General features: G+C 49.3%; 11 protein-coding genes. 8 read left to right on the forward strand and 3 right to left on the reverse strand.

Going from position 1 to position 12855, the window contains the following annotated elements; all coding sequences use genetic code 11:
- Positions 1-3 precede the first annotated feature (3 nt).
- The 6 genes from BM318_RS10510 (at position 4) to BM318_RS10535 (ending at position 5471) form a co-directional block, all read left to right on the forward strand.
- Positions 4-369 (forward strand): TfoX/Sxy family protein, encoded by a 366-nt coding sequence (locus BM318_RS10510; protein ID WP_177218302.1) that lies wholly within the window; start codon positions 4-6, stop codon positions 367-369.
- Positions 366-1070 (forward strand): 16S rRNA (uracil(1498)-N(3))-methyltransferase, encoded by a 705-nt coding sequence (locus tag BM318_RS10515; protein ID WP_092982573.1) that lies wholly within the window; start codon positions 366-368, stop codon positions 1068-1070. The genes BM318_RS10510 and BM318_RS10515 overlap by 4 nt, the downstream gene beginning before the upstream one ends.
- Before the next feature lie 20 nt (positions 1071-1090).
- Complete coding sequence (locus BM318_RS10520; RefSeq protein ID WP_092983493.1) at positions 1091-1735, forward strand: DUF4159 domain-containing protein; 645 nt, start codon at positions 1091-1093, stop codon at positions 1733-1735.
- 4 nt (positions 1736-1739) lie between these two features.
- A complete protein-coding gene (locus BM318_RS10525) occupies positions 1740-2840 on the forward strand; it encodes an AI-2E family transporter (protein ID WP_092982574.1) in 1101 nt (366 codons plus the stop codon).
- Positions 2841-3123: 283 nt separating this feature from the next.
- Entirely contained in the window at positions 3124-4020 is an 897-nt protein-coding gene (locus BM318_RS10530) for a THUMP-like domain-containing protein (protein ID WP_143099963.1), read from the forward strand.
- A gap of 74 nt (positions 4021-4094) precedes the next feature.
- Positions 4095-5471, forward strand: coding sequence for a Gfo/Idh/MocA family protein (locus BM318_RS10535; RefSeq protein WP_092982576.1), 1377 nt, complete (start codon positions 4095-4097; stop codon positions 5469-5471).
- Positions 5472-5481: 10 nt separating this feature from the next.
- On the opposite strand, the gene BM318_RS10540 is transcribed toward BM318_RS10535, so the two are convergent.
- Complete coding sequence (locus tag BM318_RS10540; protein ID WP_245759806.1) at positions 5482-6255, reverse strand: M15 family metallopeptidase; 774 nt, start codon at positions 6253-6255, stop codon at positions 5482-5484.
- A gap of 13 nt (positions 6256-6268) precedes the next feature.
- A complete protein-coding gene (locus BM318_RS10545; protein WP_092982577.1) occupies positions 6269-7003 on the reverse strand; it encodes a carboxylesterase family protein in 735 nt (244 codons plus the stop codon).
- 190 nt (positions 7004-7193) lie between these two features.
- On the opposite strand from BM318_RS10545, the gene BM318_RS10550 reads away from it, so the two are divergent.
- Both BM318_RS10550 and BM318_RS10555 read left to right on the forward strand, forming a co-directional pair.
- Positions 7194-9110 (forward strand): vWA domain-containing protein, encoded by a 1917-nt coding sequence (locus tag BM318_RS10550; RefSeq protein ID WP_092983495.1) that lies wholly within the window; start codon positions 7194-7196, stop codon positions 9108-9110.
- Between the two features lie 91 nt (positions 9111-9201).
- Entirely contained in the window at positions 9202-11475 is a 2274-nt protein-coding gene (locus BM318_RS10555) for a TonB-dependent receptor plug domain-containing protein (protein ID WP_092982578.1), read from the forward strand.
- 11 nt (positions 11476-11486) lie between these two features.
- Here the strand turns inward: BM318_RS10555 and BM318_RS10560 are convergent, their stop codons facing one another.
- Positions 11487-12755, reverse strand: coding sequence for an MFS transporter (locus BM318_RS10560; RefSeq protein ID WP_092982579.1), 1269 nt, complete (start codon positions 12753-12755; stop codon positions 11487-11489).
- Between the last annotated feature and the right edge of the window lie 100 nt (positions 12756-12855).

Genomic DNA, 12855 nt, shown 5'->3' on the forward strand with positions numbered 1-12855 from the left:
TCTATGCCCTATAGTGAAGCGTTGGAAAGCCGGCTTAATCAATTGCTTCTGGAACGCGGTTCGGCCATTCATGAGGACATGGAACTAAAAAAGATGTTCGGGGGGCTGGCCTACATGTATCGCGGTAAAATGAGTATTGGTATCGTAGGAGAATCCCTGATGGTACGCGTACCCGGACCATTGATGGAACAAGCCTTAATGCTGCCGGGAGCCCGCCCTATGGAGTTTACCGGCAGACCCATGAAGGAATTTGTCTTCGTAGACCCGGAGGGATACCGGGACACCGCCGCAATTAATCAATGGATAGACTGGGGATTGGAGCATGCCCGCAGTAAAGCAGAAGCGCTCAAATCCAAAGCTTCCCGATGAATTATTTCTACCATCCCGAGCTGGACCACAGCGTAAATCAGTTTTCCTTTCCCCCTGCAGAGAGTCACCATATCGTAAAGGTGTTGCGGAAGAAAGCCGGGGACAAGCTACTGATTACCAATGGCCAGGGATTGCTTTTTCATGCGGAAATCCTCGAAGCGAACAACAAGCGTTGCATGGGGAGGGTACTCAATTCGGAGAAAAAGCGACCCAAAATGTTCGACCTGCATATGGCAGTTGCCCCCACGAAAAAGATAGACCGGTTCCAATGGTTTCTGGAAAAGGCCACCGAAATTGGCGTAGATCGGATTACCCCGTTAATCTGTGAGCACTCTGAACGCCGCAATCTCCCGATGGATCGCATGCGACGAACCGTGGAAGAGGCCATGAAGCAAAGCCTCAGGACCTACCTGCCGGTTTTGGAGGAGCCAAAAACTTTTGCGGAATTCCTCCAGGGCGAGCAACCCATATTAAAGTTTATTGCCCACTGCAGGGAAGGGGAAAAAGCAGACCTGAAGCGTCGGGTGGCGGCCGATAAGGACGTTGTTGTCTTAGTTGGGCCAGAGGGAGACTTCAGTGAGGCGGAAGTAGAACAGGCCATCAGTAGCGGTTTTGTTCCCGTTTCCCTGGGGAATAGTCGCCTGAGAACAGAAACCGCAGCATTGGCTGCCTGTTTTACCGTAAACTTAATCAATCAATAGCCTTGCAAATAGTGTCAGACATAGTACGAAGATACCTGGGCGTAGTTTTGCTCATTGCCGCGTCTAACCTTTGTGCGCAGCAGGTGGCGGTACTAAAATACGGAGGAGGTGGGGATTGGTATGCCAACCCAACAGCGCTTCCGAATCTCATCCAGTTCTGCAATGCAAATATTGAGACGGATATAAATACTGCTTCGGCAACAGTAGGTGTCGGAGAGTCCTCGATCTTTGAATACCCCATGCTTCATATGACCGGGCATGGCAATGTAATTTTCACGGCGGAAGAGGCCATGAACCTCAGAACCTATTTGCTGGGCGGTGGCTTTTTGCATATCGACGACAATTACGGAATGGCCGAATTTCTCGATAAGGAATTGCGTAAGGTTTTCCCGGACCGGCAATGGGAAGAGTTGGGCGCAGATCACCCGATATTCCAGGAACCTTACTCCTTTCCCGATGGCCTCCCGAAAATCCATGAGCACGATGGCGAGCGCCCACAGGCTATGGGATACTTCCACGAAGGCCGGCTGGTATTACTGTTTACAACAGAAAGTGATCTGGGCGATGGCTGGGAAGATCCTGAAGTTCACAACGATCCGGAAGCCGTCCGCTTGAAGGCCCTGCAAATGGGAGCCAATATCATAAATTACGCCTTCAAAAATTAAACTTATGAACTCCCGCACCCTGGCCAATGGAATCCTGAGGGCTGTCTTTATTCTGGCAGGCATTATTTTACTGGGCTATTTCCTGTACCTGATCCGATCCGTAATTGCCTATGTACTGATAGCAGCGGTTGTTGCACTTATCGGGAGGCCTGTTGTACTTTTTCTCAGGCGAAAGCTCAAGTTTCCCAATACTGCAGCGGTATTGGTGGTAATGACCTTGCTCCTGCTGGTAATCGGCGGGATCATTGCGCTATTTATACCCTTGATCAGCGAACAGGGCAGGAATCTATCCCTTCTCAATATTGACGACTTACAAAGTGACCTCAACTCCCTTTATCTGCAGATCATGGACTATATCGGAGCCAGCCCGGAATCCCTGAATTCGGTAATCGCGAATAGCGAACTCGATAAAAGCATCTTAGCTGGTGTAGAGTTTGGGTTTATCCCCAACTTTTTGAACTCCATCCTGGGTATTCTGAGCAACCTGAGCCTGGGACTGTTTTCGGTGCTTTTCATTTCATTTTTCTTCCTGAAGGATAGTCGATTATTCGAGAATAGCCTACTGAGTTTTGTCCCGGATCAAAACGAAAGCCGCGTAATGAAGTCCATTGAAAAGATCAAATCGCTGTTATCGCGCTATTTCGTGGGGTTGATTGGGCAAATACTGGTGCTCTTTATAATTTATACCATTGTACTCTTACTAGTCGGAATAAAAGATGCCGTGGTAATCGCATTCCTCTGCGCGCTGTTCAATATTATTCCCTACATCGGTCCGTTGATCGGGGGGATCATTATGATCGTCCTCACCATGACCTCAAATCTCGGTTCAGATTTCAGCTCGGTAATCCTTCCGGATGTTGGTTGGGTTTTACTCGGATTGACCATTGGACAGCTCGTGGATAACTTCCTTTCCCAGCCCCTGATTTTTTCCAACAGCGTCAAATCCCATCCGCTGGAAATATTTCTGGTTATCATTATCGCAGGGCTCTTGTTCGGGGTAACCGGGATGATCGTAGCCATCCCGGGATATACCGCAATTAAGGTGATTTTAAAGGAATTTTTAGCGGAAAACAAGCTGGTTAGGCGCCTCACTAAAGATTTATAGCTATACTTTGTATAAAAATATATTAAATACTGGTGTACAGGATTTTATATTAAATAATTTATCGGCTGACATCCTGTCAGTTTCCTTAAAAAAGAGTCCCTTCGACGCTGTTTCCTCTTCCCAACTGGCCCAGCAACTAAAAGGGCACCAAACCCTGAAATCGAAGGTCCCATCCTGGTACGGTAAACGCAATCTCATCCTCCCGCCTAGCCTAAATCTAGAACAAACTTCTTCCGAAATAACTGCACGCTACAAAGCCGGTCTCGTCGCCGGAAACACCCTCATGGACCTAACAGGTGGGCTGGGTGTGGATGCTTATTTCCTGTCAAAAAATTTTGCGCAAGTCTACCATTGTGAACAGGACGAATCCCTTTCACGTATTGCGGCCAATAATTTTGTTGCTCTGGGGGCATCACATATTCAGGCGATACATGCCAACGGTCTTGACGTTCTCAAGGGTTTTCCGGAAAAGCCATTGGATTGGGTCTATGCCGATCCCTCGCGCCGCAACGCTCAAAGGGAAAAAGTAATCCGCCTGGAGGACTACGAGCCCAACATCTTGGAACATGATGAATTAATCCGCAGCAGCTCCCGTAATTTTTTACTGAAGACCTCTCCCATGCTCGATATTAGCGAAGGTATCCGACAATTAAGTAACCTTCGGGAAATTCATATGGTTGCAGTTAACAATGAAATGCGAGAACTCTTATGGTGGTTGCAACCAGGCAGCCAGGCTCCTGTTCGCCATATTGCTGTAAATATTACAGCAGACACTACTGAACGCTTCGAATTTACCGAAGAAGAACTACAGGAAGCAGGAGTTGCGACGGGCATGCCTGAGAACTATCTATACGAACCCAATGTCGCATTAATGAAATCGGGAGCCTTTGCCTTAATCGGGCAGCGCTATGGATTGCGCAAACTCCATCAACACACCCATTTATATACTTCCGGGGTACTACTCGATTTTCCTGGTCGCCGCTTCCGGGTTGAGCAGGTAAAACCCTATAAACCGGGCAAATTGGGCGTCTCAAAAGCAAATATCAGCATCCGCAACTTCCCCGAGACTGTTGCCCGGATTCGCAAGCGAAACAAAATAGCCGATGGCGGGGATCGCTACCTGTTTTTTGTTCGTCTGGTCGACGATAGTCTTGCCGTTCTCTTTACTTCCAAGGCCTGATCTTGCTTTTACTTCCCCCTGGCATTTTGGTTAATTAACTACCTTTAAGCAGATAGGCCAATAATTGAAACTTGTTGAAAAACCACCAACCGCACTTCAATATCAATCGCCGACGTTTCCTTAAAGGAGCGACTGCAGCAGCGCTGCTTTCTTCTTTTGGCACTTATGGCCTGGATCTCATTTACCGGGATTCCCCATGGCGGGTAGGGTTAATCGGGGCTGGATGGTATGGCACCATGGATCTCTGGCGGCTATTGCAAGTGGCTCCATGTGAAATCGTTGCTATTTGCGATGTGGACCGGAGACACCGGGAAACGGCAGCCCTTCAGGCTAAGGCACGCCAACCCTCCGGGAAAATGCCGCGTACCTACCGCGACTATCGACGCATGCTGGACACCCACGAATTCGACATTGTTCTGATTGGAACTCCGGATCATTGGCACGCCTTAACGGCAATCCACGCCATGGAACGCGGGGCTAACTTATATCTGCAGAAGCCTATAAGCGTAGATGTATTGGAGGGCGAAGCCATCCTATCTACCGCCCGAAAGTTGGGGCGCAAAGTGCAGATAGGCACCCAAAGAAGAAGTACCCCTCACCTGGTCGAGGCCCGGGAGAAGATCGTCCGCCAAGGTTTACTGGGAACGATAGGGCATGTTGAAATTTGTTGTTACTACCACATGCGGGCAAATGGTAATCCACCGCTACAGGAGGTCCCGGAGTTCCTGGATTATGATCTCTGGACCGGACCAGCTCCGATGCGTCCCTACGACGGCCTGCCTCACAAGCGCTGGTGGCGCACCTTTATGGAATACGGCAATGGTATTATGGGGGACATGTGTGTACATATGCTCGATGCCGTGCGCTGGATGCTGGATTTAGGTTGGCCGGATCAAATAAGTTCCGAAGGAGGCATCCTGGTTCAAACCGAAGGCAAATCCAATATCACGGATACACAGACAGCCATTTTTCACTATCCCGATTTTAAGATTCACTGGACGCATCGCAGTTGGGGTACCCCGGAAGACCCGGAATATCCCTGGGCTTTTAAAATTTTTGGTGAGAAGGGAACCCTGGCGGGAGATGTTATGAAATATGAATTTACTTCCTCCCAGGACGACACCATAATTCGGGGCGATGTCCTTTATGAGCGTGAAAAATATCCTGCTGACCTGGAAGAAAAGGATATTGAATTACATGCTGTGCCCGCGACCCGAAGACATCTCCTGGACTTACTCACAACTATAGGAACCGATAAGGCTCCGGTTGCCAGTATCGAAGAAGGCCATATTTCTTCTGCCAGTTGCATTCTTGCCAACCTGGCCCTGGAGATCGGCAGGCCGGTAGCTTATGATCCCATAAAACATATAATTCCCGGCGACACTGAAGCCTCAGCGTTGCTTATGCGAGCGTATCGGGAAGGTTGGGAACACCCCTATGGCAAAAGCTAAATTCTACGTGCTAATTCGCGGTAGGACAGGGCCATACAAAGTTAGCAACCGCGTCACGGGAGGCAGCCCCGAGATTATAGTGCCACCATTCTGTTCGAATAGACCAAAACCCATGCGCCTCCATCGTTTCCTTTAGAACACGCCTGTTTTCGAGCACTTCTGCAGGAAGATCCATATGATCGTGATGCGCGCGAGGTCCGAAGAAATCAAAATCAGTACCCATGTCCAGGGGTTTTCCTTCCAGGGTTTCCAGGGTAATATCCACCGCACCTCCCCTATTGTGAATCGATCCTTTGACCGGGTTGGCCACATACTGCGGGTTCGGGACTAATTCCCACATCTTATACTGCACTGAATTGGGTCGATAACAATCGTAAAAGCGAATTCGATACCCTTTTTCCTTAAAGACGGCATTGGCCTGCAATAATGCTTTGGCCGTTTTAACCCGGGTGTAGCATTCGCCACAAGGATACACGGTTTCCTCAAGGAAGTTATTATCGGTTGCGTAGCGCATATCGAAAGCAAAGCCGTCGCTATAGTCGGCCAGACGTACAAAGGCTGTATCCGGCAGGGATTCCAAAGGAGGAGTTTCTTCTTGTGCAGAATTAGCCGTTGCATCTACTCTCGTAGAATCCTGGACAGACGCTTCCTGTGTTGCTACTTCGGGGGCTCCTTCACCGCTATTTATTGTTTCCTGCTTCTGAGGCGCATCCTTGCACCCCAGCAGGCTTATACTGATGATTACCCCCAGCAGTAAAACCCTATTTTTTATAACCATTTCCATTTACAGTACTTAACTAATCCCGCCGCTGCGCAGCCAGCCACTCAAACAACTCCGGATCCCCGTAGGCTTTGTCCCAAACATTATGCCCCATCCCCTCATATACAGTAAAACGAACATTGCGACCCAACGCTTCGAGCTTATCGGCCATTTCCAGTGATTCCGAAAACGGTATCACCTCATCCTCCGTACCGTGAAACATCCAAATAGGCATCTCAGGATCCAGCCAATGGGCGTAGGGCGCAGGTGCCATGCCGCAAACCACCGCCATAGCCGCAAAGTAATCCGGATTTTGCACGGCCAGTTCCCAACAGGCCGAAGCCCCACGACTCAATCCGCTCAGGTAAATCCGGGAGGGGTCTATATGGTTCTTATCCACAACTTCGCGGACCAGTTCCATAACAGCCCTGGTATTCCACCAGGTTCTGGCCTCCCCGTGTTGTGGAGCCAATACCAAAAAAGGCAAATCCGGCCCTTCGAGCAATCGCTTCGGGGGTCCCTGTGCTTTTAACTGTTCCAGAGAATTCCCCGCATCTCCACCCCCATGGAGGAAAACAAGCAATCCAAATGTGCGCTGATCTTGCCCAGGGGTTTGACCATCTTCAGGATAATTCGGAGGGTAGTAGAGATAATATTCCAGCTTTTCCCGGACTTCGGTGAGTTGTTCCCCGCTTACGAGTCTGCCTTGAGACTGACTGGAACAGGAAGTAGCCAGGAGGAAGGTAAACGCAATGGCAGCAATGCATCTCATACCCCGAAGATCGGGAATCAGGGGTAGAATTTATGCCTCGGGCCAAAAAAATACCGGTATTTCATCATTTATGGGCCTCACTAACTCAAATAACCCTTTCCCTCAAGACAAGGGTAAGGCTGCCCATTGGACGTTGCCTGCCCCTACCCGGCTGGCTATGTTTGAAGCGTACTCAAAAAAATTCAATGATATGAAAGCATTATTCAGCCTACTCGTTTTACTTGTTGCCTTGGGCGGGGGCGAGGCCCCCACCCCGACTACAACAGCAGAAATAACCGGAATCGTTACCGACAGTGATGGCCTCCCCTTACCTGGTGTCAATGTTGTCGTTAAAGGAACTACCGAAGGTACCCAAACCGATTTCGATGGCATGTATTCCATACAGGCCGCTACCAGTGATATCCTGGTATTTACCTATTTGGGAATGAAAGCCCAGAAAATAAAAGTGGGTAAAAACCTTGTAATCAATGTGCAGATGCAAGAAGATTCCACGGCTCTCGAAGAAGTCGTTGTAGTGGGTTACGGCGTGCAAAAAAGGAAAATGGCAACCGGAGCGGTCACTTCCGTTTCTGCTGAATACGACGCGGTCCGGAACCTACAGGGTAAAGCCTCTGGAGTCAATGTTACTCCCGCGAACGGCTACACCTATCACCACGCACCACCTCCTCAAGTTCAAAACAATGAATCCTATGAGGAGATCAATGAGAATCGGTTTAAACGGGTAATGCTAAATCCATTATCGACATTCTCCATAGACGTTGACCGCGCTGCCTACAGCAATATACGCCGGATGATCAATGCCGGGCAGACCATTCCTGAGGATGCTGTAAAAATCGAGGAGATGATCAATTATTTTGCCTACGATTATCCACAGCCCACGGGGGAAGATCCTTTTAGTATCACCACCAACCTGGCCGTTACTCCATGGAATCCCAACACACGCCTGGTCCGCATCGGTTTACAGGGAAAGGCCTTTGATCAGGAAGAACTTCCGGCATCGAACCTTACTTTCCTCATCGATGTCAGTGGATCCATGAACAGTTCCAACAAGCTGCCCCTGTTAAAGTCTGCCTTTAAGTTGCTGGTAAATCAATTGCGACCACAGGATCGCGTTTCCATCGTGGTCTATGCAGGTGCAGCGGGTACCGTCCTTCCTCCTACCCGAGGTAACCGTAAAGCAGAAATCCTTGCAGCATTAGACGGATTGCAGGCAGGAGGATCAACCGCAGGGGGCGCTGGGATTGAGCTGGCGTATTCCCTGGCCCGTAAGCATTTTATAAACGGAGGGAACAACCGCGTTATCCTGGCCACAGATGGAGACTTCAATGTCGGTGCCAGTAGCGATAAGGCAATGGAAGACTTGATTGTAGCGAAGCGCGAATCGGGAATATTCCTGTCGGTACTAGGTTTTGGTATGGGGAATTACAAAGATTCCAAACTGGAGACCCTGGCCGATAAGGGCAACGGCAACCACGCTTACATCGACACCATGCAGGAAGCCCAAAAGGTTTTTGGTGAAGAATTCGGGGGAACCCTGTTTACTATCGCCAAGGACGTTAAAATTCAGGTGGAATTTAACCCGGCAAAGGTCAAAGCGTACCGTTTAATTGGCTATGAAAACCGGTTGCTTGCTGCTGAGGATTTTATGGATGACACTAAAGATGCCGGGGAACTGGGAAGTAATCATAGTGTAACTGCACTCTATGAGGTCCTGCCTGTAGGCACAGAAAGTCCATTCCTTAAGCCGATCCCGGATCGTTCGTATACCGAAGTTGCCGTTGACAAAAAAAACTCAGATTCTTCCTGGTTCACCGTTAGGTTTCGCTATAAAAAGCCCGATGGTAAAAAGAGCAAGGAACTGGTTCAAAAGCATCTTGGAGAACCTGAAGGTTTAAGTGAGGATTTCTCCTTTGCCGCATCTCTGGCCTTATTTGGCATGCAGTTGCGTGATTCCGAGTTCGCCAATAACTCGGATGTTAAACAAGTGATTGCGCTGGCTTCTGCAGGTAAAGGAGCCGATCCGGAAGGGTACCGTGGCGAATTCCTCAGACTGGTCCGCACCCATGGGGGCAATGACACCGCTGCTGCACAAGGTTCGGAAGAGTAAGTTCTTACAGGCAAACTATTTGGAGCACCTTCTTTACGGAAGGTGCTTTTCTTTGCAGGATCATTATCTTTAGCTAACTAATGAAATAATAATGCGTACTTATTTGCGGCTATCGCTCCTTTGTATTTTGTTGGCCTTTCCTGTTTTTGCGCAGGGGCAAACTAACGGAACAATAACCCTGGCATGGGATACGTCGGCTTCCATGGCCGATAATGAACCCATCTACGCCTTTCGCTACCTTGATGGCGTTTTTGCTTCAAATCCAAATACCGGGGTCAGGCTACTGGAATTCAATACCGGGGTGAAAGAAACCAATTTTCGGGTTTCCGATGGGGATTGGTCAACCTTAAAAGACTATCTGAAAGATCTGAAGTACGACGGTATCGCGCTATACGGGATACTATCCGACTACCTGGGGACAGAAGCTACCTATATCTACACGGACGGTGATCTGTTACTGGAAGGCGATAAACTGGCCGTTGAAGTCGGGAACGTCATTATGAGCCGGGCTACCGGAGAATCCCAACGCTGGTTAGAGCGGGCCGCTTTGATCTATCGGGGGGAATACGTACAACTTAAACCCAAAGATTCTGAAATCAATGCTAGTTCCGGAGGAGCTATTGCTAACGCTGAAGACCTATCCCTGATCGAGGGTACGGTGTACATCGATGGTACCCCCTCCCGAGGGGTCCTGGTGCAAAGCTTAAAATTGGGGGAAGAACAACGAACCGGGCCTGAAGGTAAATTCTCTATGAATTCCTCCATTGGGGATACCCTGTTTTTGAGTGGACCCGGGTTGGAATCACGAATGATCATTACAGGTTCGGACAAGTTGTATAACTTTTATCTGAACAGCAAAGGCATTGATCTGGACGAAGTAACCGTTACCGGAGAGCGGCTTGAAGAACCCGAAATGGTACAGACAGCCATTGCTCCCCGGGATAAGCGACGGGTGGGATATGCCGTACAGACCATTGGAGACGAGGACATTGACGAGATCGAGACTGACATTGTTCAAACCCTGCTCAGCGGGAAGTTTACCGGAATAGAGCTAGCACGAAATGGCCAGGATGCCTCACAGTTTGTGACGCGCCAGATGAAATCAATCGTATTAAACAATTATGGCTTAATCGTGGTAGACGGCACCCCTATGGGCAGATCAGATGGTGGCGGGCATACCAACAACAACGCAGGAGGCGGAGGCGGTGCCAAACGCGTCTTCGACACCTCCTACCTCGACCCTGAAAATATCGCTAGCATGACCCTGCTCAAAGGATTTGTAGCGACTAATAAATACGGATCCCTGGGAAGCGGGGGCGTATTGGAAATTACCACTAAGAATGCCGTTTACGCCAAGTCGGGGCAAAAGCCAGAGGATGCGCTGAAAGTCAAAGGAAATATTTATGAAGATGGTTCTGATCCAGCTTTGGTGAATTTTTCTGCCTTAACGGAACTACTAAGAGGAGTGCCCGCATCCAGGCGGATCGATCGCTACTTTGAACTGCGTGCCGGGAACGAAAATGATGTGTCATTTTACCTGGAAGCCTATGATTTTTTCAAAGAAGATAAGCCGGTAGATGCGCTGCGCATCCTTAGCAATGTGATTCAACTGGCACCTGAAGACCCGGAAGCCTATTTTATGGTGTCCCTGGGAATTCAAGAACTGTTGTATGCAGGAGGATCGCGTCCGGGATTTGGTGGAAGTCGTTTGCAGAAGTCTACTGAAGTCATAACTCCGGCAGGTCAGATCCTCGCAACGACCTTGGAAAAATTGGACCCGCAAGCCTTTCAGGGTAAGGTACACCAGGCCTATTTAAAAAGTGATGCACACTTATTTGAGGATAATATCAAGGGATTATCCCGCGATTATCGCTCGCTTAAGGCTACCACAGGATTATCACGGGATTATGCCACAGACCTGGGTAAAAGTGTAGCCTACCTCGCCTCGGTCCGCAGTCGGGACCTGGGTAATGAAAAGCCAACTATTGGGGTTACGGGGTCCTATCCGGCCCGAATTGTCTTTGAATGGAGTCGTCCCGGGGCGCAATTCGTTTTACAGTCCGTTAATCCTCAAATGCGTTATTACAATTGGGATCATACCGAATTGGGTGAGGTAAACCGTTTGCGTGAAGAAATGCAGACTGGGATTTCGTTGCGCAGCTTTGACCTTGCTGGTGCGGGTAGCACGGGTGAATGGATATTCAATATCGAAAATGCTGAGGATCCCGCCTTGTCCGATACCCCACTCATGGTGGGATGCAGGGTATACTACAACTATGGAAGTCCTTCGGTACGTATGGAATACCACACCACTACTTTAAGGCCCGGTGAGAAAAAACAGGTCCTTCGTATTCCCGTAAATTAAAAGACTACCGATTACGCTTCTTCGGCTTCCTCCACATCTTTGGAGAGATCCAATTTTCTGAAGAAGGGTGAACTCCAGGCCGTAACACCGACCGTAAGCATGGTCATAATCCCCCCGAAAACCACGGCGGGAACCGTTCCCATTAGCTTCGCCGTAAGGCCGCTTTCGAAAGCTCCAAGTTCATTGGAGGATCCCACAAAAATGGAATTGACCGAAGCCACCCGGCCCCTCATATTGTCCGGGGTCTTTAATTGCAGGATCGTCTGGCGGATAATCATCGACACCCCGTCTACGGCCCCACTCAGGAACAAGGCGCCTACCGAAATCCAGAAAATCTCGGATATTCCAAATACCAGGATACAGGCTCCAAAGGCGAAGACGGCCCAGAGCAGTTTTTTCCCGGCATTGCGGTGCAGGGGGAAACGCGTAGACCCCAGCATGGTCAGGGAAGCGCCCACAGCTGGTGCGGCCCGTAAAATCCCAAAGCCTTCCGAACCTACCTTCAGGATATCCTGGGCATAAATAGGCAGCAGCGCAACTGCCCCTCCAAAGAGCACCGCCACCATATCCAGAGTAAGGGCTCCGAGGATTGCTTTATTCCCCCGAACAAATTGCAATCCGTCTTTGAGACTTTGCAGGACAGGCTCCCCCAGTTTTGGATTGAGTATTGGTTTGCGCTTAATCTTCAGCAGCAAGAGTAAGGCCAACAATGAAAATCCGAAGATCAGACAAAGGGACCAGTGCACCCCGATCCAGGCAATCGTTAAACCAGCAAGCGCTGGCCCCAGCACTGAAGCTACTTGCCAGGTGCTACTGCTCCAAGTGGCAGCATTGGGGTAAATCCGTTTTGGTACAATCAGCGCGATCAGCGAAAAAATGGTGGGTCCAATAAAGGCACGGACCAATCCACCGCAAAAAACCAGGGCGTAAATCCCAGCGAGCAATGAGCCTTGATCCCAGGAAGCCACCCGCTCCGGATCGCTCAGAAAAAATAAGCCCAGGCTAAGGACAGAAAAAGCGATGATACAATTGATCAACAGGTTTCTTTTCTCCCTTTGATCCACGATATGGCCGGCGAACAAAGCCATTAAGACAGCCGGGATAATTTCCATTAGCCCAATTAAACCAAGGGACAGGGGATCTTTGGTCAGGGAATAAACAAACCATTCAATGAGGATGAACTGCATGGACCAGGCGAGTACCATGGCAAATCGAACTCCCAGGAAAATATTGAATTCCCGGAATCTCAGGGCAGCATAGGGATCCTGTTTGGCCGACACTTCAGGTTGGATTTGGGCTTAAAAATACTGCAATCTTAACAAGTAAGTAAACCGACAAGAAAAAGGGCACCCTGCGGGATGCCCTTTCAACTTCTGGTTT

The organism is Robiginitalea myxolifaciens (genome assembly GCF_900115205.1).
GTDB lineage: Bacteria > Bacteroidota > Bacteroidia > Flavobacteriales > Flavobacteriaceae > Robiginitalea > Robiginitalea myxolifaciens.

What these genes read in the sequence shown, in the direction of transcription:
- BM318_RS10545 (WP_092982577.1), bottom strand. Translation starts at nt 7,003, where the DNA reads ATGAGATGCATTGCTGCCATTGCGTTTACCTTCCTCCTGGCTACTTCC.
- BM318_RS10550 (WP_092983495.1), top strand. Translation starts at nt 7,194, where the DNA reads ATGAAAGCATTATTCAGCCTACTCGTTTTACTTGTTGCCTTGGGCGGG.
- BM318_RS10530 (WP_143099963.1), top strand. Translation starts at nt 3,124, where the DNA reads ATGGACCTAACAGGTGGGCTGGGTGTGGATGCTTATTTCCTGTCAAAA.
- BM318_RS10555 (WP_092982578.1), top strand. Translation starts at nt 9,202, where the DNA reads ATGCGTACTTATTTGCGGCTATCGCTCCTTTGTATTTTGTTGGCCTTT.
- BM318_RS10510 (WP_177218302.1), top strand. Translation starts at nt 4, where the DNA reads ATGCCCTATAGTGAAGCGTTGGAAAGCCGGCTTAATCAATTGCTTCTG.
- BM318_RS10515 (WP_092982573.1), top strand. Translation starts at nt 366, where the DNA reads ATGAATTATTTCTACCATCCCGAGCTGGACCACAGCGTAAATCAGTTT.
- BM318_RS10525 (WP_092982574.1), top strand. Translation starts at nt 1,740, where the DNA reads ATGAACTCCCGCACCCTGGCCAATGGAATCCTGAGGGCTGTCTTTATT.
- BM318_RS10540 (WP_245759806.1), bottom strand. Translation starts at nt 6,255, where the DNA reads ATGGAAATGGTTATAAAAAATAGGGTTTTACTGCTGGGGGTAATCATC.